This is a genomic window from Acinetobacter sp. HR7 (assembly GCF_000773685.1).
Classification (GTDB): Bacteria; Pseudomonadota; Gammaproteobacteria; order Pseudomonadales; family Moraxellaceae; genus Acinetobacter; species Acinetobacter thermotolerans.
On sequence record NZ_JPQO01000191.1, the window covers coordinates 1 to 25,159 of the forward strand.

Consider the following 25,159-nt stretch of genomic DNA (forward strand, 5'->3'; position numbering starts at 1 on the left):
ATCTTTGTGCAACAAATCCAACTCAAATTAAAAAAATAGGCATGGGGTTCAGCGGACGCTTACATTTATTCCTAATAACCATAAAAAAGCCACCCGAAGGTGGCTTTTTTATTTAGCTTAAACAAGCTTATTCATCATCTTTCTTGTCATCCACTGGAGGTAAATCCTTCACAGCTTCTGCAATCAGACCAAACATATAGTTACCATACGCATTGGTTTTATCGTAATGGAAACGCAGACGTGGCGTAATACGTGTCTTGATACGACGGCTCAGTTCATGGCGCAGGAAACCTGATGCTTTATTCAAGACATCCAAGGTTTCTTTATTGGCTGCTTCACTTTGCTCATCGCCAAGTTCACGCCCCATTACGGTCACATAAACTTCGGCATAGCCTAAATCTGGGCTGACTTTCACCGCCGAGATGGTCACCAGACCACCCAGACGTGGATCTTTAAGCTCCTGACGGATCAGTTCAGAGAGTTCCCTCTGAACTGTATCGGCCATACGCTTAAGACGCTGACTACCCGCCATTAAAGACTCCGTTTAATTAACTGAACATCGTACACTTCGATCTTGTCTTGTGGTTTGATGTCTTTGTAACCTTTCACAGCCAGACCACATTCCATACCGGCACGAACTTCTTCAACCACATCTTTATAACGACGTAGAGATTCAAGTTCACCCTGGAAGATGACGACATCATCACGCAGGACACGGATCGGTTTGTTACGGTGCAATACACCTTCAAGTACCATACAGCCCGCAGCAGCACCGAATTTACTAGAGTGGAATACTTCACGTACTTCAGCCACACCCAGAATTGTTTCACGGTGTTCTGGAGCCAGTTTACCACTCATCGCATCTTTCACGTCATCGATCAATTGGTAGATCACAGAGTAGTAACGGATGTCGATACCATCAGCATCTGCTTTTTGACGTGCAGTGTTGTCGGCACGAACGTTAAAGCCTAGCAGTACCGCTTCAGAAGATTCAGCCAGTGTTACATCAGATTCAGTGATCGCACCGACACCTGAACCAATCACACGTACTTTTACTTCGTCAGTAGACAGTTCAGACAATGCAACGATCAGCGCTTCTAGCGTACCGCGTACATCTGTTTTCAGCACCACATTGACGATAGGCACATCTTTTTTGCCCATAGACGCCATGAGGTTTTCCAGACGCATTGCAGATTGACGTTCCAGACGTTTCTGACGTTCACGGTCTGCACGAGCATCAGCGACTTCACGCGCTTTCTTCTCGTCATTCACGACAAGTACTTCATCACCTGCCATTGGTGCTTCTGGAAGACCTAGAATTTCCACAGGAATTGAAGGACCAGCAGATTTGATACGTTTACCGTTTTCATCAGACATCGCACGAACACGACCATAAGATGAACCGGCAAGTACCAGGTCACCGACTTTCAGTGTACCGTTTTGTACAAGAATAGACGTTACCGCACCACGACCTTTATCCACACGTGCTTCAATCACCACACCTTGTGCTGCACCTTCTTCAGATGCTTTTAGCTCAAGCAGTTCAGCTTGAATTGAAATCAGGTCAAGTAGTTCATCGATACCCGCGCCAGTGTGTGCAGAAACTTTCGCTACCGGTACGTCACCGCCCCATTCTTCAGGCACGATTTCTTTGGTGGTCAATTCATTCAGTACGCGATCTGGATCAGCTGAGTCTTTATCCATTTTGTTGATCGCAACGATGATTGGCGTACCCGCTGCACGAGCGTGGTCAATCGCTTCTGCAGTTTGTGGCATTACACCGTCATCTGCTGCAACAACCAGCACCACGATATCAGTTGCCTTGGCACCACGTGAACGCATTGCAGTGAACGCTGCGTGTCCCGGAGTATCCAGGAAGGTGATGATACCTTTGTTTGTGGTTACATGGTAAGCACCGATATGTTGGGTAATACCACCCGCTTCGCCTGCAGCCACTTTGGTACGACGGATACGGTCCAGAAGCGATGTTTTACCATGGTCAACGTGACCCATGATAGTAACTACTGGAGGACGAGTCGTCTGTGCACCACGTGCTTCTTCAGCTTGTTCCAGCAGGTTATCTTCCACTGCAGTTTCAGAAACTAGTACCGGATTATGGCCAAGTTCTTCAACCACTAGCGCAGCGGTATCCTGATCGATGGATTGGTTCTGAGTAACCAGCTCACCCATTTTCATCAAGGTCTTGATTACTTCACGAACTTTAATCGCCATTTTCGCAGCCAAGTCAGCCACAACGATAGTTGCACCGATTTCAACATCATAAACCTGTTTCTTCACAGGTTTTTCGAAACCGTGTTTGTTTGACTGGCTAGACTTCAGACCACGTCTGTGTGAGTTGTCACGGAAAGACTGTTCTTCGCCACGACGACCGCCTTTCTTCGGACCACGGCTGTCTTTGTTGCCGCCACCGCGTTTGATTTCACGGTCTTCTTTGTTGAATGAATCTTCATATGCCTGACCAACTAGGCCCGCTGCAAGTGGAGAATCATCAATCACACGAATGGTTGCAGTGGTATCTTCAGCAGAGTATTTAGACGCCATTTTACGCATTTGCTCAAGCGTACGCTGTTGCGCTTCTTCAGCTGCCTTACGACGTGCTGCTTCTTCTGCTGCTTTCAGTTGAGCTGCCTGTTCTTCACGTGCCTTACGTTGTTCAGGAGTTTCAACCTGTTTGGTTTGCTGTTTAACAATCGGCTTGTTGTTTGATTTGCGTTTAACTACAACAGCTGCTTTAGGCGTTTCCTGTTTTGCAGTTTCCTGTTTAGCCGCCGCGCGCATTGCTTCCAATGCTTTTTTCGCTTTGCTTTCACCAGATACAGGTGCTTCAGCAGGCTTTTGCTCTGGCGCTTTTTGCGCAGCTTCAGCTTGCTGTGCTTTCGCTTGCTGTTCCGCTTGTGCTTTCGCTAAAGCTTCTGCCTTGATTTTCTCAGGGTCTGGCTTCACAAATGTATGCTTCTTACGAACTTCTACATTAATGGTTTTCGCCTTACCTGAAGTACTTGCCACTTTAGCAGTACTGGTCGTTTTACGTTTCAACGTGATTTGTCCTGCATGACCGTCCGAACCTTGTGACTTTTTCACATGACTCATCAGGTGATCTTGTTGTTCGGCGGTAATAATGTCGTCAGATTTGCGCTGTGGTAAACCTGCCTCACGAACCTGTTCCAGGAGCTTCTCAACTGGGCGACCCACGCTGAGGGCTAACTCTTTAATTGACTTGTCCGTCATATACTACCTCCTAGTTAAACCATGATTCGCGCGCTTTCATAATGAGTTGACCTGCTTTCTCAGCATCCAGACCTTCGATATCGGCGATATCGTCGGTTGCCTGGTCTGCCAGGTCATCTACGGTTACCACACCACGAGCTGCTAGAGCTTGCGCGATCTCTGCTGTCATGCCTTCCATTGCAACAAGTTCTTCACTTGGCGCTTGTACGTTTTCTTGCTGTTGTAATGCATCAGCAAGTGCAATTTCTTTTGCACGGCTTTGCAGTAGTTCAACGAGTTCCGCATCCAATTCAATTTCATCAAATGTTTCTGGCGGTACGTATGCAATTTCTTCAAGCGAGGTGAAGCCCATTTCTACCAACGCCATCGCCAAGTCTTCCGCAATATCCAGACGTGTTACGAACATGTCTAGGTATTTTTGTGCTTCGCTTTGTTGACGTGCGTAGTATTCTTCTTCCAGCATCATGTCCAGCTTGTAGCCAGTCAGTTCAGATGCCAGACGAACGTTTTGACCCTGTGAACCAATCGCACGTGCCAGCTGGTCGCTGGTTGCGAAAATGATGTCTGCAGTACGCGCATCTTCATCGATCACGATACTTGATACATCCGCTGGTTCCAGTGCGCTTGCGATGTACTGAGCAGGATCATCCGACCATACCACAACATCAATACGCTCACCGTTCAGTTCCTGTTGTACTGCCTGGATACGTGTACCACGCATACCAATACAAGCACCAACCGGATCAATACGGTGGTCATTAGTTTTCACTGCAACTTTGGCACGTACGCCCGGTTGGCGTGCTGCTGCCTTAATTTCAATGATTTCTTCCGCAATTTCCGGAATTTCTTTTTTCATCAATGCAATCAGCATTTCAGGTTTCGCACGCGAAAGCTGTAACTGCGCACCGCGACCTTCACGGTTTACATTGAATAAAATTGCCGTAACACGTTGTTTCGGACGAAGAATTTCCTTCGGAATCATTTCTTCACGTGCCAGATATGCTTCTGCATTGTCACCCAAGTCAATAATGAAACCATCTTTGGTTTGTTTTTTCACTTCACCATAGATCAGTTCACCGACTTTAGATTCGTAAGCATCTGCAACCAGCGCACGTTCTGCTTCGCGGATCTTCTGTACAATCACTTGCTTCGCGATTTGCGCTGCAATACGACCGAAATCGATAGATTCTACTTCCAGCTCACGGATATCGCCGATCGACCATTTAGACTGGTCCACATCAGAAATCGCGTCCTGGCAAGCTGGCATTTCATGATCTTCATCAGCCACTACTTCCCATTGACGGAAAGTACGGTAGTCACCAGTTTTACGGTCGATTTCCACGCGAAGACGCGCTTCTTCCGAGTTTGTTCCTTCGTAGAACTTCTTCTTGGTCGCTGCAACTAAAGCTTGTTCCAGTGCCTCGAAAATTGCTTCACGAGGTACACCTTTTTCGTTACTAACCGTTTCAACGACGGTAAGAATTTCACGTGCCATAAGTCACCTATTCGTTCAGATTCTTATTGATTTGATTAATCTTGGTAGATCAAATTTGCTTTATCGATATTGTGACTGTCGATTTCCAGCACCTGCTGTTTTTCCACTTCCACTTGAATCGTTTCATTTTCGAGGTCAACGGCTACCAGTTTTGCCTGGAATTTACGACGGTTGTCTACAGCCGAGATCAAACGTAACGCTACAGTCTGACCAATATAGTCTGCCATCTGTGGCAACTGGAAGAATGGACGGTCCCAGCCCGGAGAAGACACTTCGAGTGAATACTCACCGGAAATTGGATCATGTACATCCAGAATCGCACCGACCTGTTGGGTTACACGTACGCAGTCCTGAACCCCAATTCCACGACCCTGCTCTTCTTCACCATCTTCGTTGATGACAGGGGCAGCATTTTCATCGACCGGCTTGTCGATATAAATACGTAATAGAGAACGCTTGCCCTGTGGCAGGAATTCAATACCCCACAGGTTGACATCACAGGCTTCAACTGCTGGCGCAATCAAGTCCTGAAGTGCTTGAGTTTTATTTGATAGCTTCATTTACTCTCGTCATCTGGTGCGAATTTATGATCTATTTGACCACTACAAACCAATACAAACTATAGTAGTAGTGAAACATGGAACTTTGACCAAATAATGTCGACACTACACGATAGCCAATAAAAAAGGGCGTAAATCGCCCCAATTAATGCACAATTTCGGATTTTTTCAAATCCCACTGTGCAAAAAGGCCCACCTTGTTGTGAGCCTCTTTTTAGAAACTTGGTAGCGGGGGCTGGATTTGAACCAACGACCTTCGGGTTATGAGCCCGACGAGCTACCAGACTGCTCCACCCCGCATCAACGTGCAAAAATTATATACAAAAGCCGATAAGTTTTCAATCAAAACCGGTCGATTGATATATGGTCTATTTGTTACTGAAACTTGGTAGCGGGGGCTGGATTTGAACCAACGACCTTCGGGTTATGAGCCCGACGAGCTACCAGACTGCTCCACCCCGCATCAGCGTACAAATTAACTTTCAATTCAGGATCTGAATTGCCTTTAAAGTTTGCGGCTTTAAAGGATTGGTAGCGGGAGCTGGATTTGAACCAACGACCTTCGGGTTATGAGCCCGACGAGCTACCAGACTGCTCCATCCCGCATCAACGTGCAAATGACTTATCTCAACTTAAAACTCAATTTAAGTTGCCTCTTGAAAGTTTGCGTCTTTTAAAAGGATTGATTGGTAGCGGGGGCTGGATTTGAACCAACGACCTTCGGGTTATGAGCCCGACGAGCTACCAGACTGCTCCACCCCGCATCAACAGATATGTGCTGCATACACCAACTTATGTTCTGGATAACAAGTTGGTGCGGAAGGGGGGACTTGAACCCCCACGCCCGAAGGCACTACCACCTCAAGGTAGCGTGTCTACCAATTCCACCACCACCGCAGCTGCAGGCATTCTAGTCGTATCATGTACAAAAAGAAAGCCTTTAAGCGAAATTATTCACCTGATTTTGGTGCAGTTGGTGAAGTTTCAGTCGATTGAGCTGGTGCAGTTTGCGTGGTTTGCACGCTACTCAAGCTATATGCATCAGTAGTTTGTTTCTTGGCAAATACTGCCAGTGTCAGGCTGGTAATAAAGAACAAAGCCGTGAAAACTGCAGTTAAACGGCTCAAGAAATTGCCTGAGCCAGACGCACCAAAGACGGTTGCAGCACCGCCACCACCAAAAGATGCACCAGCATCCGCACCCTTACCATGCTGAACTAATATCAAGACAATCATCAGTATCGCTAAGATAATATGTACTACCAGCACAAAAGTTTGCATGCTGAACTCCTAATTATTGTGTATTTGCAAATGCCTGAGCAATTTTATGGAATGACTCAGCATTGAGTGATGCACCACCCACCAGTGCCCCATTAATATCAGGGCAGGCTGCTAACTCTACTGCATTTTCCGGTTTAACACTACCACCATAGAGAATCGCCATGCTTTCGCCATAACCGGTAATCTGTTTTAAACCTTGACGAATTTGCGCATGCATCGCCTGTGCATCTTCTGGAGAAGCCGTCTTACCGGTACCAATCGCCCAGATCGGTTCATAAGCAATCACCACATTTTTCCACTGCTCTGCATCAACCACCGTAGCAATATCACAGATCTGCTGCAGTACCACTGCTTCGGCCTGCCCTGCTTCACGCTGTTCCAGACTTTCACCCACGCAATAAATCACAGTCAGACCTGCATTTAAGGCATTCTTGATTTTGGCATTCAAAATCTCACGTGAATCGCCAAACAGTTCACGACGTTCTGAGTGCCCTACTAAAACGTAATGAATCCCGCTATCTGCGAGCAATTCAGCGCTAACTTCTCCAGTATAGGCCCCTGTACCGGCAATACGAGATACATCCTGAGCAACGGTATATACCGGACGAACGGCATTGGTTAGCTCTGACTGAATTTGCGTCAAGGCGATTGCCACTGGTGCTACCCCTAAATGACATTTCTCTGCCGGGATCGGCTGAGATTCAAGCAAATCTTTCACCCCACGAACCAATGCCTGAGCATCTGCCTGCAGCGGATTCATTTTCCAGTTGCCCACCACCCATGGCGTAATCGTCGCAAACGACATAAATAACCTTTTTTACTTACATATCTTGAATTGGGCACATTCTACACGGAATTGGAAAGTTTGAAGAAGAGTTTTCAAGAGACATTTTTCAGCCAGAGACTGTTCAAATTGATCATTTTTTGTTATCACTTAACACTATTGGGGATTTGTTCTTCTTACCCGTTCCGTCTTTTGAATATTAATGGGAAGAAGACAGCATTTTACGCTATGGTAATTTTACGTAAGCAACGTATAATTTTGATAAAGCTATTACAACAATTCTGATTCACAGGCATATTGAAGCATGACAGCTATTCAGGGATCTTTACGATTTACGGGGTTTATTCGTCGACTTGTCGATGAAGGAGTTATCTCTGCACCAGATATGCAGAGTGCTTTGGTCGGCGCCAAAAAAGAAAAAATAGACATCGTTCCATATCTGATTGAACGCCATAATATTTCACCGACTAAAATCGCTGAAACCATTTCGACTGAATTTGGCGAACCGCTGTTTGACATCAATGCCTATGATCCTGCTCTGATCATTCGTGAAGACTTTGATGAAAAGATCATCACCAAACATCGCATCTTACCGATCTTTAAAAGTGCCAATATCCTGTTTGTTGCCACCAGCAACCCAACCAATGTTGAAGCCATTGATGCGATCCGTTTTGCCACCAAGCTCAATATTGAAACCATCATTGTCGAGCACAATAAACTCGAAAAGCTGATTGAACAGAATTTTACTGAAGAAAGTACCTTCGATTTTGATGATGACTTTGATCTAGATGTTGATGTTGATACCTCTGATCCGAATAAAGAGGAAGAAGAGACCAATACCGGTGATGAAGCACCGATTGTTAAGTACATCAACAAGCTGCTAATTGATGCAATTCGTATGGGTGCATCAGACTTACACTTTGAACCGTATGAGAAAATATACCGAGTCCGTTATCGTATTGACGGCGTATTGAGACAAGTGGCGACACCACCGCTGCAGCTTGCAACCCGTCTTTCCTCACGCTTGAAAGTCATGTCGCAAATGGACATTTCAGAAAAACGGGTACCACAAGACGGTCGTATCAAGCTAAAACTTTCTAAAAATAAAGCAATTGATTTCCGTGTTAACTCGCTGCCGACCCTATTTGGTGAGAAAATTGTACTGCGTATCCTAGATCCATCCAGTGCCATGCTTGGGATTGATGCATTGGGTTATGAACCTGATCAAAAAGCCCTGTTTATGGAAGCGCTGGACAAACCACAAGGCATGCTGTTGATCACCGGTCCGACTGGTTCTGGTAAAACGGTTTCCTTATATACCGGTCTGAATATTCTAAATCGTGAAGATACCAATATTTCTACCGCTGAAGACCCGGTGGAAATCAACTTACAAGGCATTAACCAGGTCAACGTTAACCCTAAAGTCGGTTTAACCTTTGCTGCAGCCTTGAAATCTTTCCTGCGTCAGGATCCAGACATTGTCATGGTCGGGGAGATCCGAGATCTGGAAACTGCAGAAATCGCAGTGAAAGCTGCACAGACCGGTCACATGGTAATGTCAACACTACACACAAATAGTGCGCCAGAAACACTAACCCGTTTACGCAATATGGGTGTACCATCATTTAACATTGCCACCTCAGTCAATCTGGTGATTGCCCAGCGTCTGGCGCGTCGTCTGTGTTCACAATGCAAAAAACTGGCTGATATTCCAAAGCAGAGTCTGCTGGAAATGGGCTTTACCGAAGAAGATTTACAGAACCCAGAATTCCAGATTTATGAACCTGTAGGGTGCAATGAATGCCGTGAAGGTTATAAAGGCCGTGTCGGTATTTATGAAGTCATGAAGGTGACACCGGAAATTTCACGCATTATTATGGAAGATGGCAACGCCATTCAGATTGCCGAAGCTTCCGCACGCGCAGGTTTTAACAATTTACGCCGATCAGGGTTATTAAAGGTAATGCAGGGGGTGACTTCTCTTCAGGAAGTCAATCGTGTTACCAGCGAATGATCAGGTGCTGATATAAAATAAGGATAAATGCATGGCTTCAGTGAAAAAAGGTCAGATGATGCCAACCTTCCTTTATGAAGGGGTAGACCGCAAAGGGGTTAAAATTAAAGGTGAAATGCCAGCACGCAACCTGGCCTTAGCCAAGGTGACACTGCGTAAGCAGGGCATTAGTATCAAGAGTATTCGAGAGAAAAAGAAGAATATTCTTGAAGGTTTAATGAAGAAACGAGTTACCACACTAGACATCACGATTTTTACCCGACAACTAGCAACCATGATGAAAGCAGGTGTACCTTTGGTACAGGGTTTTGAAATCGTCGCCGAGGGTCTAGAAAACCCTGCTATGCGCGAAGTAGTACTTGGCATTAAAGGTGAAGTTGAAGGGGGTAATACCTTTGCTGGCGCACTGCGTAAATACCCACAATATTTCGACAAACTGTTCTGTTCACTGGTGGAATCCGGTGAACAATCTGGTGCGCTGGAAACCATGCTAGATCGGGTAGCCCTATATAAAGAAAAAAGTGAGCTATTAAAACAGAAAATTAAAAAAGCGATGAAATACCCAATATCGGTAATCATTGTTGCAATTATTGTAACTATCATTCTGATGGTCAAAGTTGTTCCAGTTTTTGAAGAGCTGTTTGCTGGTTTCGGTGCTGACCTACCCGCTTTTACTAAGATGGTAGTAGCCATGTCTAAATGGATGCAAGCTTATTGGTTCCTTTTGATTATTTTTATCGGAATTGTGATTACAACTTTTCTAGAAGCCAAAAAACGCAGCAAAAAATTCCGTGATTTTCTCGATAAAACAGCTCTTAAAGCCCCCATTTTTGGCGATCTAGTTTATAAAGCAATTATTGCCCGTTATAGTCGCACCTTAGCAACGACTTTTGCTGCCGGTGTACCGCTCATTGATGCTTTAGAATCTACTGCAGGGGCTACCAATAACGTGGTCTATGAAGAAGCAGTGATGAAAATCCGTGAAGACGTTGCCACTGGTCAGCAACTGCAATTTGCGATGCGTGTCACCAATAAATTCCCATCGATGGCAGTACAGATGGTTGCCATTGGCGAAGAATCTGGTGCACTGGATGCCATGTTGGAGAAAGTGGCTACCCATTATGAAAATGAAGTCGATAATGCTGTCGATGGTTTAACATCAATGATGGAACCATTAATCATGTCTGTTTTAGGTATTTTAGTTGGTGGCTTAGTCATTGCGATGTATCTTCCTATTTTCCAAATGGGTTCTATTGTTGGATAAAAAGGCTACAATTCTTGAATAGTTTAATTGATTTTTTAATTCAAAACCCGACTGCGCTCTATATCGCAGTTGGGCTTTTTAGCCTCTGTATCGGCAGTTTTCTGAATGTAGTGATTTACCGCACGCCAAAAATGATGGAACAGGAATGGCGAACCGATTGCCAGCTGTTTTTACATCCAGATCAGCCGATCATTGATGAAAGCAAAATCACTCTAAGCAAACCAGCATCCACTTGTCCGAAATGCCAGACACCTATCCGCTGGTACCAGAATATTCCTGTGATCAGCTGGCTAGCTTTACGCGGAAAATGTGGCTCCTGCCATACTCAGATAAGTGCCCGTTATCCGTTTATTGAGATTCTGACAGCAGTATGTGCACTCATCATTTTGGCAGTCTTTGGCCCAACCGTACAGATGCTGTTTGGACTACTACTGACTTATGTGTTGATTGCATTAACCTTTATCGACTTCGATACACAGCTCCTACCAGATCGCTTTACCCTGCCACTCGCTGCACTGGGTCTAGGGATTAATAGCTACAGTATTTATACCTCACCCTCTTCAGCGATCTGGGGGTATATTATTGGTTTTCTGTGCCTTTGGCTCGTGTATTACCTGTTCAAGATCATTACAGGGAAAGAAGGTATGGGCTATGGTGACTTTAAGCTCTTGGCTGCGCTAGGTGCTTGGATGGGTCCACTGATGCTGCCGCTGATCGTATTGCTATCCTCACTGGTCGGTGCCATTATCGGCATCATCCTATTAAAAGTCCGCAAGGAAAATCAGCCTTTTGCTTTTGGTCCCTATATCGCCATTGCCGGCTGGATTGCTTTCCTTTGGGGTGAACAGATCATGAAAGCATATTTGGGTTAATGAATTGAAATTTGTATTAGGTCTAACAGGGGGCATTGGCAGTGGTAAGTCTGCTGCCAGTGACTGGTTTGAACGCCGCGGCATTGTCGTGGTCGATGCCGATGTGGTGGCACGCGAAATCGTGGAAATCGGTCAGCAAGCCCTGTTGAAAATCAAAGAAACCTTCGGTGACTGGGTTTTGCATGAGGATGGCTCTCTGAATCGCCGTGCCCTCAGAGAACATATTTTCCAGTCTACAGAAGCACGTAAAACACTGGAAAATATTACCCACCCTGCCATTCGCCAGTCGATTATCCAACAATTAGAACAGGCACAGAGTCCTTATGTGATTCTGGTCTCTCCTCTGCTATTTGAAACCAACCAGCATGAACTGACCAATCACACCTTACTGATTGATGCCTCAGAAGAATTGCAAATTCACCGCGCCTCACAGCGTGATCATCAAACAGTTGAACAGATTAAGAAAATCATTGCTGCACAAATGCCTCGTGCCCAGAAACAGCAACTGGCTGATGATATTGTACTGAATGATGGCCATTTGGATCATTTATATGCCCATCTAGAAAAGTTACATGAGCAATATCTAAAACGAGCTCAAGCTTAAATAAAACATCCCTAAAAAAAGCAGTCATTTAGACTGCTTTTTTTGTTGTTCTAGCTGGACTGCCAAACTGTCCTTGTGCTGCAACCAGCGCCAAGGCTGTAAAGCCCCAATCGCCATGCCGATCAGGCCGCAAACAATCGCCAGACTTAAAGGTTCATCCAATAACGGTACCGCCAAAATTGCAGCGATAAACGGCGCAAGGGTCACGATACTGCCGGCCTTAAATGCCCCTAGACGCTTGATGGCTTCTACATAAGTCAGTGTCGCTACGATGACTACAAATACCCCATGAAACAGTACCTGAGAAGCCATTTGCCACGGTTCCGCTGCATCGAGACGTTTCGGGAAAAACAGCAAATATAGCGGCACATAGACAATCGCCGACCAGATCGCGACACTGGCCATGGAATGCCAGGCAGAGAGTTTCCATTGACGTAGCAATACAGTAAATACACCCCACCACATCGCACTGATAAAGAACAGCAAATCACCGAGACCTAAAGCTACACCGGATTCACGGAACATTAGCCAGCTCATCATACCAATCGCCAGCAGCATAATTGCCATACTAATCCAGGTATGTCTGTCAAAAGCCTGTTTAAATAGAACAAAAGCTGCCAGTGCCGTACACAATGGAATACAGCCATTCAGGAATACTGCTGCATGCGCTGCCGGAGCGTAATGAAAAGCCGTATAAGCGGTCAGGCAATACCCTACCCCACCAATCATGGCTAAAAGAAAGGATTCTTTACTCCATAAAAACGCTGTGTCTTTTTTATAAATCAGCACCGGCATCAAGATCAGAAAAGCCAACAGGAAGCGCAGTGCCACCAGATCCCAGGCACTAATCCCCCACTGGGCACTGAGGCGTGTGCTTAAGGTAAAGCCTCCCCAAATACACATGGTAATTAAAACAAAGGCATAACCTTGCGTTCGGGGAGACATAGACTTCTTCTTTCGTGATTGATCAATAAAAAATTAAGCTTGACGCTGACGGCAGGCCTCATACAAAGCCATACCCGTTGCCACGCTGACGTTCAGGCTTTGCAGGTTGCCTGACATTGGAATATAGACCGTCTGATCACACTGACTTTGGGTAATTGGACGCAGGCCGGTGTCTTCTGCACCCATCACCACACAAACCCCAGTCCCGGTAAAATCAAATTCCTGGATTGGTAACGCTTTCTCGTCCAGCATGGTACCTACGACACGGATATTAAATTCTTCGCGGATTTGTCCCAAGGTACGTGCCAGATTGGTCACTTGAATAAATTTAACCTTCTCTGCACCACCAGCCGCTACTTTACGTGCGGTCGGGGTCAGACTGGCAGAACGGTCTCGTGGCACAATCACCGCTACCACACCCATCGCTGCTGCAGTACGGATACAAGCGCCCAGGTTATGCGGATCCGTCACTTGATCCAGCGCCAGTAACAGTACTTGAGAATCCTGTTTTAACAGCTCTTCTAAATCTTTTTCATTCAAGGTTGGATGCGGACGCACCGCAGCGACTACGCCTTGGTGAAAAGGCAGACCTGCCAGTTTTTCCAGTTTATCCCGGCTGGCTTGTTGCACGCTGATGCCAAAAGGCTCTGCCAGTTCCAGTACACGCTTCAGGCGCTGATCATCACGGCCTTTTAGAGTAAAAAGCGTCAAAACACGCTCAGGCTCTAGCTCCAGCAATGATTCAACTGAATGCACGCCATAATAATACTCAGGTTTAGCCATGAACGACCTCGAAATAAATTGGGAAATTGCAGCAAAAGAAAAATCCTGCAAAGCCAGCTTCACAGGATTTTGATCATCTCACTAAGTTTAACCGATTCAGCAAAAAAATTCCTGATCAGCTTCAATCTAAGCAGATTGAATTAGATTTGCAATTAGCCTTCAAAATGGCAGACATAATCCAGCACATCATCAGTTTCAATTTTGAAACGGCTGTTGCCTGGCACATAGAAAGACTGACCAGCACGGAACAGTTCGCTTTCTTCGCTATCCGCGATCTGTACACGGCACTCACCAGAGATAATTTCCATACGCTCAGGCACATGTGTTTCAAATGTAAGTGGAGTTTCAGTCGGTAAAATTACCCCTAATGTTTTCTTGGTACCATCTTCAAACTGCACCACATGGCTGATGCACAGACCGCCAAAATATACATTTGATTTCTTAAGTACTGAAACTTGGTCAAACTGAGCTGACATCCGTTTATCTCCAGAGCACGGGTTTTATAATATTCAATGGCTGTAGTTTAAATGTGCCTTTCTAACTAATCAATCAATGTTTACCTGACTCGATTGATATTTTTGTGTATATATTTTGCATCTCAACGGATTCATAAATCCTTATAAAATAAACTGATGTAGTCACTACTAATATTCGTTTTGTTCTTTTCAACACATTCCAATAAAACTAAAGTCGAGTAATTCCCCCTAATACACTGCATATTTAGAAATAGTAAAAATTCCGACTACAGCATACAAAAAACAGCTTACCCGCTAGCGCATAATTTAAGATAGAATCAAAAGGCTTTATCCTGATTTATAATGATATTCACGATCTGCTCAAAGACAGATTAACCTGATTTCAATCAAACTTTTCGCAGCTTGGATGCGTTTATGCTGACACATTTAACTCTGATCAACTTTGCCTTAGCTGAACACCTCGCCATTGATATCCATCAAGGTTTTAATGTGCTGACGGGAGAAACCGGTGCCGGTAAATCGCTATTGCTGGATGCGCTTTCTGCCTGCCTAGGTGAACGAACTGATACCAATTATGTGCGTTATGGGTCAGAAAAGGCAGATGTGACAGCAACCTTTAGCTATCAGGACAACAGCCCGGAAGCTTCTTGGCTTAAAGAACATGAACTGGATGATGAATCTGGTGAAATTCATCTGCGCCGGGTGATTTTTGCCACTGGACGTAGCAAGGCCTGGATTAATGGCCGTCCCAGCAGCCTGTCAGAACTGAAAGAAATTGGTCGTCTGCTGGTGCAACTGTATAGCCAGCACAGTCAGCAACAGCTCCTAGAACCACCTTATCCAAAACGCTGGTTGGATCGTTATTACAATTTTCATGAACCCGCACAAGCGGTACGAGATGCTTATGGCACCTGGCATAAAAATATCCGTCAACATCAGGCAGCACTGGATGCTCAAGCGACCCGTAAACAGCGCATCGAAACACTCGAGCTGCAACTCGAAGAACTGGAAGATATTATCCAGATTGACTATCAGGACATCGAACAGGAATTTGACCGCCTCTCTCATCATGAAACCATTATGCAGGACTGTGCCTATAGCCTGAATGGTCTGGATGAAGCGGAACAGAATATTAATCAGGAACTGTCTTCGATTCTGCGCCGGATCGAATCCCATGCTGGACGTAGCGAGCAGCTATCAGAAATCTATAATTCTCTGCTGAATGCGCAAAGTGAAATTGAAGATGCGACGGCGAATTTACGTCATTTCATGGATCGCCAGAGCTTTGATCCTGAACGCATGGAAGAGCTGAATTCACAGCTGGAAGTATTCCATCGTTTAGCACGTAAATACCGTACCCAGCCAGAACTGCTGAAAGAAGAATATGAAGCCTGGCAGACCGAACTGGATCAGCTACATCAGCTGGAAGATCCGGAAACGCTAGCCGAACAGGTTGAGCTGTCCTATCAGGACTTTATTGCCAAGGCAGAATATCTGGATCAGATCCGTCGTGAAGCCGCTGAACCTTTGGCAAAACAGTTAACCGAACAGGTGAAACAGCTGGCGCTGCCAGAAGCCTATTTTGAATTTAAATTTGAAGCTTTGGATGAACCAGGTAGCGAAGGTCTTAGCTTTATCCAGTTACTGTTTACTGCGAATAAAGGCATTCCGGCACAGCCGCTGGCCCGCGTCGCTTCAGGTGGTGAACTGTCACGTATCGCGCTGGTGATGCAAGTCATGAATGCCGAAAAGACCGAAGCCGAGGTGCTGGTCTTTGACGAGATTGATGTTGGCATCAGTGGTGGCACTGCAGAAATTGTCGGTCGCCTGCTGGCGGATCTGGCACAGCATGTACAGATTCTGTGTATTACCCACCAGGCACAAGTGGCAGCACAGTCCGATCAGCATCTACTGGTGAAAAAACAACAAACTGATCCAGCCAGCAGCACCATTATTGATTTAGAAGAAGATGAGCGTATTCAAGAACTTGCCCGCATGACTGGCGGTATAGAAATTAATGAAACCACCTTGCAACATGCACGGCAGTTACGTCATTTAAAGTTTCAGCATGTTTAAAAATCTTACAATGGTCACAAAAAACTGTTGGTGAATTGGCAAAGCTCTAGTAATTTAAAAGTATAGATCACACGATTTCTTTGCCAAGAAATTGATTTTAAGGAGAAGCTTTTCGGTGACCAAACAATATCTGACACATCGTTGTCTGATTGCTCCACCAGAAATGCGTGACGAATTTTTTGCCCACACGGTCATTTATCTCGCACGACATGACGAAGATGGAGCACAAGGCATCATTATCAATCGACCTGCGGGAATTCAAATCAAGGAATTGCTGAATGACCTCGAGATCGAAGCCGATAATGTCAAGCCACATGAAGTGTTACAGGGTGGCCCGTTGCGACCAGAGGCTGGTTTTGTTCTGCATACCGGTCAACCTACCTGGCATTCGTCCATTGCTGTCGGCGAAAATGTCTGTATCACCACTTCTAAAGATATTCTAGATGCCATTGCACACAATGAAGGTGTGGGACGCTATCAGATCGCTTTAGGTTATGCCAGCTGGAGCAAAGGTCAACTGGAGCAGGAAATTGCCAAAGGTGACTGGCTGATCTGTGAATCTGATATGGATTTAATTTTTAATTTACCTTATGACGACCGTTGGGATGCTGCCTATAAAAAAATGGGCCTAGATCGCAACTGGTTATCTTCTGAGATTGGACATGCCTGATCTGAATGCGCCACACATGATTATGGCCTTTGACTTTGGTACCCAAAAAATGGGCATGGCGGTAGGACAATCTTTGATTGAAAGTGCCAATCCTTTACCCTTGTTCCCAATGAAGGATGGTATTCCAAATTGGGATGCCTTGCTAAAAATCGTCAAGCAGTATCAGCCGACTTTATTTCTGGTCGGACTGCCGTTGAACATGGATGAAACCGAATCTGAACTTTCTGCCCGTGCACGCAAATTTGCCCGTCGCCTGCGGCATCAGACCAACATTGAAACTCTCATGGTTGACGAACGCCTGACTACCCGCGAAGCTCGTGATGAGCTAGAACATTACCAGACCCAAGGCCGTGGTAAAAAACTGGCTGCGGACAGTATTGCCGCTGCCCTGTTTATTGAAAGCTGGTACCGGCATCCGGTCGGTGTGAATCCTTAACCTCAAAAGTATCCTTCTTGGATGCTTTTTTAATCTCTTTTATAAATCTAATTTCAGTTTTTAATTTTCAGGAAAGAAATAGCGAAAGGTCAGATTAATTCGCGGCATCAGGACTTTGCTGGTTTTGCTGATCTGATGCTTCCAGTACTGCTGGGTTTGTCCTCGCATCACGATCAACTGACCACTGTGCAGTATCAGTTCCACCACTTCACCAGTTTGGTTATGCCTAAAACGCATTTTGCGAGTCGCACCAAAACTTAAAGAGGCAATCACGGTTTCGCGCTGTGCCGAGATCAGACTACCTTCATTATCACTATGCCAGCCCATGCCCTGCTGACCATGTTCATACAAATTCGCCAGACAAGAATTAAAAGGATGTCCGACCCGCTGCTCGATATGCTGTTTTAAGCGAAATAACGCCGGCTGCCAGATATGGGATTTTTTGACACTACCTGAATAACGATACTGGTAATTTTCATCACCATACCAGGCAATTTTTCGAGCAGTGACATAGTGCTTACCAAATAGAAATACCTCATCCTGCTCCCAAGCTAGATGCTGCAGGAAATACTGCAAATATTTCTGGCTCTGTTCCCCCGTCAAAATCAGGCCATAATCTTTGACGATTCCATCATAAGGCAATAAATTCGACTGTGGCTCAGGCGCAAATAAATCCAGTGTCATCACAGCATATTTCTTAAAAGATATTTTTATCCTGTCAGTTTCAACAGTTTCAGACAACAGCCATCTAACAAATCAATACAAATCATATCCTTGTGAACCATGTAGCTAGCGCATACACTTGATTTAACTTTCACTATAAAAATAATGCTGCATGGATCTCTGGCAACTATTTCAAAAGCTGCGTCCCTTTGTCCGTCCCTATCGGCTGCTGGTCATCGCCACCCTGATTCTGACCCTGATTGGCTCCTTTGCTGCACAGGTGAATGCGCTGACCCTGCAATATGCGGTCGATAGTATTAATGCTTTACTGGAACAAGGGCTGGGCTTAAGTGAAGGCTGGCATATCCTGATCACGATTTCTGCCATTTTACTGACTAAAGAAGTGATCAATGCGCTGGTGCAGTTTGGACAGAAATTTTATGGAGAAAAGCTGCGGATTTTTGTGTCGCAAGATCTGGCTCAAGGCATTATTGAAAAATTCCTGACCTACCGGCTGGCCTTTTTTAATCAGGACAATAACCAGGCCGGCAAACTGCAGACCCGGATCGACCGCGGTATTGGTTCACTAACTAGGCTGGTGCAGATTTTCTTCATCGACATTTTACCCTTATTTACCAGTGCCATTGTTGCACTGGGGCTAATGTACTACGCCAATATCTATGTCGGTCTGGTCGCGACGTCGATTGTACCGATTTATTTCTGGCTGACCTATAAACAGGCCCAGAAACTCGGTGGCTGGCGCCGTAGCCTACGTGATGGACGGGAAAAGAAAAGCCAAGGCATTTTAGGCATCATCAATTCAATCACCGTAATTAAATCCTTTAATCGAGAATCGATTGAAGCAGAAAAGCAGCTGACGCTGCAACGCGAACTGACCGACAATCAGATGAAAACCCGTCAGACCAGTTTCCTATTTGATGGTCTGAAAACTTTTATTGAACAGATCGGCATTGTGCTGATCATTATCCTGACAGCCTATTTCGTGCTGGCCGGCCAGATGAGTATTGGCATGATCATGTACCACGTGCTACTGTTTAATAATGTTTCGGCACCGATCCGTTCCCTGCACCGGATTTATGATGAAGTGAACGATGCCATGATCTATTCCGAAAGCTTCTTCAATATTCTGGAAGCCGATCATGAAATTGAATCCAGTGGCAAGCGGAAACCACCAATTCAGGGAAAATTTGAACTCAAGCATGTGGATTTCTATTATCCGAATGGCCATCACGCGCTGAAAGATATCAATATGGAAATCCGTCCGAACAAGATCACCGCTTTGGTTGGTTTATCTGGTGCCGGAAAATCGACCCTGATCAGTTTGCTGGACAAGTTTTATGAACCTCAGCATGGTCACATTACTTTAGATGGCATCGATCTGCAGGATTTTGATACCCAATATTTACGTGACCATATTGGCCTGGTACTACAAAAAAATCATATTTTCCAGGGCACAATTTTTGACAATATCCGTTATGGCAAAACTACGGCCAGTCTGGATGATGTGATTGAAGCAGCTAAGAAAGCCTCGATTCATGAACAGATTATGCAATTGCCGCAAAGTTATGATTCTGATGCCTTGCAGCTTTCTGGCGGACAACAGCAACGTATTGCGTTGGCCCGCATGTTTCTGAAAAATCCGCCAATTATTTTTCTGGATGAACCTACCGCCAGTCTGGATGCCATTGCCGCTGAACAGATCAAACAAAGTCTGGATCAGATCAAACAAGGTCGCACGGTAATTATTATCTCACACAGCCTGTCACAGATTATTGATGCCGATTACACTTATGTCATGAAAGAAGGTGCGATTGCCGAGCATGGCGAACATGACGCGCTGTATCATCAGGACGGCGTGTATAAGGAAATCTTTGATGCGATGGCGAAGAGCCTGAATATTGAAAAAATTGCCAAAACCTTTGAGGATGATGCTGAAGAAGAGACGCATAGTTAAGCTCTTCCATGGCAAAATAAGATCAAGGGCATCAACAATCGTGGCAATAACAGAATCTTTCAGCACACTACAAAGATTTGATGATACCTAGTGCAGAGAAATCTATTTAGTCCGGCCATAATCCACCAACCAAGCATTCATTTCTGCCAGCTGCTGTTCATTCAGCTGTCCTACGGAAGCCTGCAATTGCAGCACATGAATCAAATAATCATATTTGGCATTCAGATAATCGGTCTTGGCGGAAAAGGCATTCCGCTGGGCGAGTAATACATCCACCATGGTTTTCAAACCTTCCTGATACTGTGCCCGTGAAGCTTTAGAAACGATGTCTGCTGACTCCATCGCAGCCTTGCGTGCATTCAGTTTGGCTTCATCGGTTTCGACCTGCAGATAGGACTGTTTCACATCGGTATTGGCTTTCCGAATCGCAGCATCCAACTGAGCTTCGCTACGTTGCACTTGCACCCTAGCCTTTTGAATATTCTTGCTGGTTCGACCGCCGGTAAACAGGTTCCAGTTCATCTCTACTCCAACCTGATCAAAGTCGCCATTGGAAGATAGAACCGTTTCCGGTGTCTGTTTTAGATAACCGTAAGTCGCCACAGCTTCAACCTGCGGATAGCGGGCTGCTTCTTCGACCCGTTTGGCATCTTCAGAATAACGCTTCTGCAACCTTGCCTGCAGAATTTCTAGATTCTGGCTTTGTGCCAGTTCGGTCCAAGACTGGATATTGGAAGGTAATGGTTTCTGGAACTGGAAATCATCTCGCAGCACGGCCAGATTATCCTGATAGGGTCCAATCAGCTGAGCTAGTTGTTCTTGAGCTAGTACTAACTGGACTTGGGTAGCAATGCGATTGGCCTGTGCATTTTGATACTGGGCATTAGCTTCACTGACATCACTACGTGCGACTAACCCCTCTTTGAGTTTGGCATTCATCATGCGCAGCTGTTCTGCTAATGCCTGTTCTTCCTGCAAATAGGCTCCAGTTAATGACTGCTGACGCAGCACATTAAAATAGGCTTCTGCCACTTGGAGGATATGCTGTTGCTTCTGCAGGCGCAAATTGACTTCACTCAATTCTACTGAAGTTTGGACTTGCTTATAGCCCTGCCAGGCATCCCAACGGAATAAAGGTTGCCGTGCAGTTAAGGCAATCTGTCGGGTCGTGGTAATCGATCCCTGCAATTCACCAAAATCAGCTGGCAGTCCTTCGAGCTGAGAACTATCACTAGACTGGTTTTTACGAGTCACATTACCCGACAGTGTCACTGTCGGAAGTAAATTTCCTGTAGCAATCCCGAGATTCAGCTGATCAGCTTGGTACTGTAGTACATTTGCTTGCCAGTTAGGATCATTCTGTTTAGCACGCTCATAGGCATCGACCAGATCTAGTGCAAACACCGCAGAACTGCTACATAACAGGCTGACACTGAGGATGAATTTTCTCTTCATTTATAATGTGAATCCCTAACTACGGCATGGCCCTAAATCAGCGAAGATCGCCAAATGTTTGAATTTTAAAGTGATACAAATATTACTAGGATATTCCTAAACTTACGTATGACTTTTATTAATTTTTTTAATGCAAATCGGTGAATTTATCCCATATTGATTCATATTTTTCTGTCTTTCACAACAGCTTAACAAACAGATTCACAATACTAAACAGTATCTTTGCTGCAGATGTATACAATAGGCTCAATCCTGCTGTCATTCATCATCTAGATCAGAGCCTTGAATCCTAGTGTCTACACGTTTGTCTTCAATCCTGGCCTCTTGCTGCATCGTTTTGTTGCTGTGGTTGCTGTTCGCCTGTCAGCAACCTACCGAACCACAGGTCAAGATTGAGGCAGCAGAAACAAATGCCCAGAAAAATACCTCTGCTGAAGATTTTAGCCTGATGTGCCAGAACATCGAAAAACAGATGGCGGAAATCAATGATCAACGTACTACTTTTGCACTGGAACAGATCAACCAGAACCTGAAAGTCTGTCTGCCCCTGCTCGATCATCAGCAGCAGAAAAATCTGATGAAACATGCCAATCAGATGTATGAGCGTTTTCTAAAAGTAGAGCGCACCCCAGCCCAACAACACGCCTTCGAGCAATATGCGCTGGAAATGGCTCAGCATCCGACCATTCAGCAAAGCCATTATGCAGAACTCACTGCACGAGATCAGTATCTGCTGAAACACAAAGGACAAGCCTATGTCGAGCTGATTGATCTGGGGGAAAACCAGCTGAATTACCGTCGCAGTCCGGAATATCTGGCACGAGTGTTTGCGCCTTATTTGCCTGAAGCGGAAAAAGTCTTTATTGAAACCCTGGCACAGCAAAATCAGGAACCGGTCTTTAATCAGGAGCGTCTGCTAATCGAACCGGCTGAAATCGCGGCACGGATTATGGTCTGGGAAGATTATCTGGAACGCTATCCAAAAAGCATTTACCGTAAGGATGCTGAACATTTGCTACAGCAATATAGCTATTTCCTGTTTCACGGCTTGGAGCAAAAGCCCATTTCCCAGGATTATCGAGACCGCTATGCTGTAGATAGCCAGTATCGGGAAACCATAGTTGGCCTATCCAAAGGCAATGAAGGTGGCATCAGTAGCCAGGCCCAGCGCTTCTTGGAATTTCTGGATATGGATGAAGAGCAGCGCAGACAGACTATTCCAAAAGAATTACGCAATAGTCCAGTTTGGGAGCAGATTGCAGCTTATGCTGACATTCCAGTGCCCGATCCCAACTACAAGAAAAACTGTTTTAAAGATGCCATTTGCATCTAACTCCTGCTGACGCAAATCATCATTACAATAATTCTGTAAAAGAACGCCCAATCCGTCTACTTTTTAGTCCTGAACTCGGCTATGATCTGCCTAGCTTGACGGAGCGCGAGTAATAGCTCGCTGAGATCACCAAAATAATGCTGCATAGCACAATTTGATGGTGAGTACCGTTGAACCTGATCAGGTTAAGACCTGCGTAGGAATCAAGCATGTAAAAAACCTAGCCTCCTTTTATCCATTCAGGATAAAACCGCCCGCGTTTTTGGTCGTGCTTGATTCGTTGATGTCATTCATAAGGATTATTGCCATGAACCAGTTAACGAATCTCTCCAGTTCCACTTCTCCCGATGCTCATCACGAGCAGGAAGCCCGAGATCTGACCCGTATTTTGCCTGCTTCACGCAAAGTCTATATCCAAGGTTCGCGCCCGGATATTAAAGTGCCGATGCGTGAAATCTCCCTGACTGATACCCCAACGGGCCTCGGTGGTGAAAAAAATCTGCCCTTGATGGTTTATGATACGTCCGGTGTCTATACCGATCCCGAAGCTAGCATTGACTTAAATAAAGGTTTGCCCTCTGTACGCGACAACTGGATTGAAGAACGTAGCGATACTGAAATTTTGGAAGACCTTAGTTCCGAATTCGGCCGCCAGCGTCTACGTGATATCCGCACGGCTAACATTCGCTTCGCGCATATCCAGAAACCACGCAAAGCCAAACGTGGCCATAATGTGACCCAGATGCACTATGCTAAACAGGGTATCATCACCCCGGAAATGGAATACATTGCCATCCGTGAAAACCTGCGCCAGCGTGAAGGTGTAGATATGCGCCAGCATGCTGGACAAAATTTCGGGGCACAGAATTTAAGAGAAATTACCCCGGAATTTGTACGTCAGGAAGTCGCTGCCGGCCGTGCCATCATTCCGGCCAACATCAACCATCCGGAATGCGAACCAATGATCATTGGCCGGAATTTCCTGGTCAAAATCAACGCCAATATTGGTAACTCGGCACTCGGTTCAAGCATCGAAGAGGAAGTTTCAAAAATGACCTGGGCCACCCGCTGGGGTGCTGACACCATTATGGATCTGTCGACTGGTCAGAATATTCATGAAACTCGTGAATGGATTATCCGTAACTCGCCGGTGCCAATCGGTACGGTTCCGATTTATCAGGCATTAGAAAAAGTTAATGGTGTAGCCGAAGACCTGACCTGGGAAATCTTTAAAGATACCTTGATTGAGCAAGCGGAACAGGGTGTGGACTACTTTACAATTCATGCCGGGGTATTATTACGTTACGTGCCACTGACCGCAAATCGTCTGACTGGTATCGTATCGCGTGGTGGTTCGATCATGGCGCAATGGTGTCTAGCGCATCATCAGGAAAACTTTCTCTACACCCATTTCGATGAAATCTGCGAAATCATGAAAGCCTATGATGTGTCTTTCAGTCTGGGGGATGGCCTACGTCCGGGCTGTATTCAGGATGCCAATGATGAAGCACAATTTTCCGAACTGCGTACCTTGGGTGAACTGACCCATCGTGCCTGGGAACATGATGTACAGGTGATGATTGAAGGTCCGGGCCATGTGCCAATGCACATGATCAAGGAAAATATGGATCTGCAATTAGAAGTCTGTAAGGAAGCCCCTTTCTATACTTTAGGGCCGCTAACCACTGATATCGCACCGGGCTATGACCATATTACCTCTGCGATTGGTGCAGCGATGATTGGCTGGTATGGCACGGCGATGCTGTGTTATGTGACACCAAAAGAACATCTAGGCTTGCCAAACAAAAAAGACGTCAAAGACGGTATCATCACCTACAAGATTGCTGCCCATGCTGCGGACTTAGCGAAAGGCCATCCAGGTGCACAAGCCCGTGACAATGCTCTGTCTAAAGCCCGTTTCGAGTTCCGTTGGGAAGACCAGTTTAACCTGAGCCTGGACCCGGATACTGCACGCAGCATGCATGATGAAACCATGCCGAAAGAAGCGCACAAGTCTGCACACTTCTGTTCGATGTGCGGTCCGAAATTCTGCTCGATGAAAATTACCCAGAATGTGCGGGATTATGCAAACAACCAGAAAAATGCGGAACAGATAGCAGAGACCAATCCAGAGGTTGAAGCAGGTCTGGAAAGCATGAAAACCACCTTCCAAGAAACCGGTCGGAAACTATACCATAAAGTCTAATTCCCACTGAAAATCAGTT

The 25,159-nt window shown here is 45.5% G+C and carries 21 protein-coding genes, 5 tRNA genes and 1 riboswitch; of the genes, 10 read left to right on the plus strand and 16 right to left on the minus strand.

Translation table 11 applies throughout. The features are described from left to right. Nucleotides 1-127 precede the first annotated feature (127 nt). From GW12_RS11205 to tpiA, 11 genes are all read right to left on the minus strand, one after another. Entirely contained in the window at nucleotides 128-532 is a 405-nt protein-coding gene (locus tag GW12_RS11205; protein WP_034587510.1) for a ribosome-binding factor A, read from the minus strand. Beyond that, nucleotides 532-3,249, minus strand: coding sequence for a translation initiation factor IF-2 (gene infB, locus GW12_RS11210; RefSeq protein ID WP_034587511.1), 2,718 nt, complete (start codon nucleotides 3,247-3,249; stop codon nucleotides 532-534). Before infB ends, GW12_RS11205 begins: the two co-directional genes overlap by 1 nt. Nucleotides 3,250-3,259: 10 nt before the next feature. After that, nucleotides 3,260-4,744 carry a transcription termination factor NusA gene (nusA, locus tag GW12_RS11215; protein WP_034587513.1) on the minus strand — a complete coding sequence of 495 codons (1,485 nt, stop codon included), beginning with the start codon at nucleotides 4,742-4,744 and terminating at the stop codon, nucleotides 3,260-3,262. Nucleotides 4,745-4,779: 35 nt separating this feature from the next. Then, nucleotides 4,780-5,304 carry a ribosome maturation factor RimP gene (rimP, locus tag GW12_RS11220; RefSeq protein WP_034587514.1) on the minus strand — a complete coding sequence of 175 codons (525 nt, stop codon included), beginning with the start codon at nucleotides 5,302-5,304 and terminating at the stop codon, nucleotides 4,780-4,782. Nucleotides 5,305-5,527: 223 nt separating this feature from the next. After that, nucleotides 5,528-5,604: transfer RNA gene (locus tag GW12_RS11225), tRNA-Met, on the minus strand. 86 nt (nucleotides 5,605-5,690) lie between these two features. Next, nucleotides 5,691-5,767 (minus strand) — tRNA-Met (locus GW12_RS11230). Between the two features lie 66 nt (nucleotides 5,768-5,833). Further along, nucleotides 5,834-5,910: transfer RNA gene (locus tag GW12_RS11235), tRNA-Met, on the minus strand. 81 nt (nucleotides 5,911-5,991) lie between these two features. Continuing rightward, nucleotides 5,992-6,068, minus strand: a tRNA-Met gene (locus GW12_RS11240). Between the two features lie 48 nt (nucleotides 6,069-6,116). Further along, a tRNA-Leu gene (locus GW12_RS11245) sits at nucleotides 6,117-6,201 on the minus strand. A 53-nt stretch (nucleotides 6,202-6,254) separates the two neighbouring features. Continuing rightward, nucleotides 6,255-6,584 (minus strand): preprotein translocase subunit SecG, encoded by a 330-nt coding sequence (secG, locus tag GW12_RS11250; RefSeq protein WP_034587516.1) that lies wholly within the window; start codon nucleotides 6,582-6,584, stop codon nucleotides 6,255-6,257. A gap of 13 nt (nucleotides 6,585-6,597) precedes the next feature. Further along, nucleotides 6,598-7,389 carry a triose-phosphate isomerase gene (tpiA, locus tag GW12_RS11255; protein WP_034587518.1) on the minus strand — a complete coding sequence of 264 codons (792 nt, stop codon included), beginning with the start codon at nucleotides 7,387-7,389 and terminating at the stop codon, nucleotides 6,598-6,600. A gap of 283 nt (nucleotides 7,390-7,672) precedes the next feature. On the opposite strand from tpiA, the gene pilB reads away from it, so the two are divergent. Genes pilB through coaE form a run of 4 tightly spaced genes read left to right on the plus strand, consistent with a single transcriptional unit; the run spans nucleotide 7,673 to nucleotide 12,122 of the window. Continuing rightward, a complete protein-coding gene (pilB, locus tag GW12_RS11260) occupies nucleotides 7,673-9,382 on the plus strand; it encodes a type IV-A pilus assembly ATPase PilB (RefSeq protein ID WP_034587520.1) in 1,710 nt (569 codons plus the stop codon). Between the two features lie 31 nt (nucleotides 9,383-9,413). Next, complete coding sequence (locus GW12_RS11265) at nucleotides 9,414-10,646, plus strand: type II secretion system F family protein (RefSeq protein WP_034587521.1); 1,233 nt, start codon at nucleotides 9,414-9,416, stop codon at nucleotides 10,644-10,646. 14 nt (nucleotides 10,647-10,660) lie between these two features. Next, the gene (locus GW12_RS11270) at nucleotides 10,661-11,518 is read left to right on the plus strand and encodes an A24 family peptidase (RefSeq protein WP_034587523.1); all 858 of its coding nucleotides are present in this window, start codon (nucleotides 10,661-10,663) and stop codon (nucleotides 11,516-11,518) included. A 4-nt stretch (nucleotides 11,519-11,522) separates the two neighbouring features. After that, the gene (coaE, locus tag GW12_RS11275; protein ID WP_034587525.1) at nucleotides 11,523-12,122 is read left to right on the plus strand and encodes a dephospho-CoA kinase; all 600 of its coding nucleotides are present in this window, start codon (nucleotides 11,523-11,525) and stop codon (nucleotides 12,120-12,122) included. Nucleotides 12,123-12,146: 24 nt separating this feature from the next. Here the strand turns inward: coaE and GW12_RS11280 are convergent, their stop codons facing one another. The 3 genes from GW12_RS11280 to GW12_RS11290 all read right to left on the minus strand — a co-directional run bounded on the left by GW12_RS11280 (nucleotide 12,147) and on the right by GW12_RS11290 (nucleotide 14,326). Beyond that, complete coding sequence (locus GW12_RS11280) at nucleotides 12,147-13,067, minus strand: DMT family transporter (protein WP_034587527.1); 921 nt, start codon at nucleotides 13,065-13,067, stop codon at nucleotides 12,147-12,149. 33 nt (nucleotides 13,068-13,100) lie between these two features. Further along, nucleotides 13,101-13,850: a 23S rRNA (guanosine(2251)-2'-O)-methyltransferase RlmB gene (gene rlmB, locus GW12_RS11285; protein ID WP_034587529.1), complete on the minus strand. Its 750-nt coding sequence runs from the start codon at nucleotides 13,848-13,850 to the stop codon at nucleotides 13,101-13,103. Between the two features lie 152 nt (nucleotides 13,851-14,002). Beyond that, on the minus strand, nucleotides 14,003-14,326 hold the full coding sequence (locus GW12_RS11290) for a pyrimidine/purine nucleoside phosphorylase (protein ID WP_034587531.1): 324 nt from the start codon (nucleotides 14,324-14,326) through the stop codon (nucleotides 14,003-14,005). Nucleotides 14,327-14,740: 414 nt separating this feature from the next. Between GW12_RS11290 and recN the strand changes: the two genes are divergently transcribed. From recN to ruvX, 3 genes are all read left to right on the plus strand, one after another. Further along, the gene (gene recN, locus GW12_RS11295; RefSeq protein WP_034587533.1) at nucleotides 14,741-16,402 is read left to right on the plus strand and encodes a DNA repair protein RecN; all 1,662 of its coding nucleotides are present in this window, start codon (nucleotides 14,741-14,743) and stop codon (nucleotides 16,400-16,402) included. A gap of 115 nt (nucleotides 16,403-16,517) precedes the next feature. After that, the gene (locus GW12_RS11300) at nucleotides 16,518-17,072 is read left to right on the plus strand and encodes a YqgE/AlgH family protein (RefSeq protein WP_034587535.1); all 555 of its coding nucleotides are present in this window, start codon (nucleotides 16,518-16,520) and stop codon (nucleotides 17,070-17,072) included. Continuing rightward, nucleotides 17,065-17,508 (plus strand): Holliday junction resolvase RuvX, encoded by a 444-nt coding sequence (ruvX, locus tag GW12_RS11305; protein ID WP_034587537.1) that lies wholly within the window; start codon nucleotides 17,065-17,067, stop codon nucleotides 17,506-17,508. Before GW12_RS11300 ends, ruvX begins: the two co-directional genes overlap by 8 nt. Before the next feature lie 60 nt (nucleotides 17,509-17,568). Here the strand turns inward: ruvX and GW12_RS11310 are convergent, their stop codons facing one another. Then, nucleotides 17,569-18,192 (minus strand): alpha-ketoglutarate-dependent dioxygenase AlkB, encoded by a 624-nt coding sequence (locus GW12_RS11310; RefSeq protein ID WP_034587538.1) that lies wholly within the window; start codon nucleotides 18,190-18,192, stop codon nucleotides 17,569-17,571. Between the two features lie 151 nt (nucleotides 18,193-18,343). Here GW12_RS11310 and GW12_RS11315 point away from each other — a divergent pair, with 151 nt between their 5' ends. After that, the gene (locus GW12_RS11315; protein ID WP_034587540.1) at nucleotides 18,344-20,146 is read left to right on the plus strand and encodes an ABC transporter ATP-binding protein; all 1,803 of its coding nucleotides are present in this window, start codon (nucleotides 18,344-18,346) and stop codon (nucleotides 20,144-20,146) included. Between the two features lie 102 nt (nucleotides 20,147-20,248). On the opposite strand, the gene GW12_RS11320 is transcribed toward GW12_RS11315, so the two are convergent. Then, the gene (locus GW12_RS11320) at nucleotides 20,249-21,601 is read right to left on the minus strand and encodes a TolC family outer membrane protein (protein WP_034587541.1); all 1,353 of its coding nucleotides are present in this window, start codon (nucleotides 21,599-21,601) and stop codon (nucleotides 20,249-20,251) included. Nucleotides 21,602-21,893: 292 nt separating this feature from the next. Here GW12_RS11320 and GW12_RS11325 point away from each other — a divergent pair, with 292 nt between their 5' ends. After that, on the plus strand, nucleotides 21,894-22,934 hold the full coding sequence (locus GW12_RS11325) for a hypothetical protein (RefSeq protein WP_034587543.1): 1,041 nt from the start codon (nucleotides 21,894-21,896) through the stop codon (nucleotides 22,932-22,934). A gap of 89 nt (nucleotides 22,935-23,023) precedes the next feature. Further along, nucleotides 23,024-23,154: riboswitch (TPP riboswitch) on the plus strand. 87 nt (nucleotides 23,155-23,241) lie between these two features. Beyond that, complete coding sequence (gene thiC / locus GW12_RS11330) at nucleotides 23,242-25,140, plus strand: phosphomethylpyrimidine synthase ThiC (RefSeq protein ID WP_034587545.1); 1,899 nt, start codon at nucleotides 23,242-23,244, stop codon at nucleotides 25,138-25,140. Nucleotides 25,141-25,159: the final 19 nt, after the last annotated feature.

Coding starts and splice junctions, on each gene's coding strand:
- GW12_RS11205 (WP_034587510.1), bottom strand. CDS start 532: ATGGCGGGTAGTCAGCGTCTTAAGCGTATGGCCGATACAGTTCAGAGG.
- infB (WP_034587511.1), bottom strand. CDS start 3,249: ATGACGGACAAGTCAATTAAAGAGTTAGCCCTCAGCGTGGGTCGCCCA.
- nusA (WP_034587513.1), bottom strand. CDS start 4,744: ATGGCACGTGAAATTCTTACCGTCGTTGAAACGGTTAGTAACGAAAAA.
- rimP (WP_034587514.1), bottom strand. CDS start 5,304: ATGAAGCTATCAAATAAAACTCAAGCACTTCAGGACTTGATTGCGCCA.
- secG (WP_034587516.1), bottom strand. CDS start 6,584: ATGCAAACTTTTGTGCTGGTAGTACATATTATCTTAGCGATACTGATG.
- tpiA (WP_034587518.1), bottom strand. CDS start 7,389: ATGTCGTTTGCGACGATTACGCCATGGGTGGTGGGCAACTGGAAAATG.
- pilB (WP_034587520.1), top strand. CDS start 7,673: ATGACAGCTATTCAGGGATCTTTACGATTTACGGGGTTTATTCGTCGA.
- GW12_RS11265 (WP_034587521.1), top strand. CDS start 9,414: ATGGCTTCAGTGAAAAAAGGTCAGATGATGCCAACCTTCCTTTATGAA.
- GW12_RS11280 (WP_034587527.1), bottom strand. CDS start 13,067: ATGTCTCCCCGAACGCAAGGTTATGCCTTTGTTTTAATTACCATGTGT.
- rlmB (WP_034587529.1), bottom strand. CDS start 13,850: ATGGCTAAACCTGAGTATTATTATGGCGTGCATTCAGTTGAATCATTG.
- GW12_RS11290 (WP_034587531.1), bottom strand. CDS start 14,326: ATGTCAGCTCAGTTTGACCAAGTTTCAGTACTTAAGAAATCAAATGTA.
- recN (WP_034587533.1), top strand. CDS start 14,741: ATGCTGACACATTTAACTCTGATCAACTTTGCCTTAGCTGAACACCTC.
- ruvX (WP_034587537.1), top strand. CDS start 17,065: ATGCCTGATCTGAATGCGCCACACATGATTATGGCCTTTGACTTTGGT.
- GW12_RS11310 (WP_034587538.1), bottom strand. CDS start 18,192: ATGACACTGGATTTATTTGCGCCTGAGCCACAGTCGAATTTATTGCCT.
- GW12_RS11315 (WP_034587540.1), top strand. CDS start 18,344: ATGGATCTCTGGCAACTATTTCAAAAGCTGCGTCCCTTTGTCCGTCCC.
- GW12_RS11320 (WP_034587541.1), bottom strand. CDS start 21,601: ATGAAGAGAAAATTCATCCTCAGTGTCAGCCTGTTATGTAGCAGTTCT.
- thiC (WP_034587545.1), top strand. CDS start 23,242: ATGAACCAGTTAACGAATCTCTCCAGTTCCACTTCTCCCGATGCTCAT.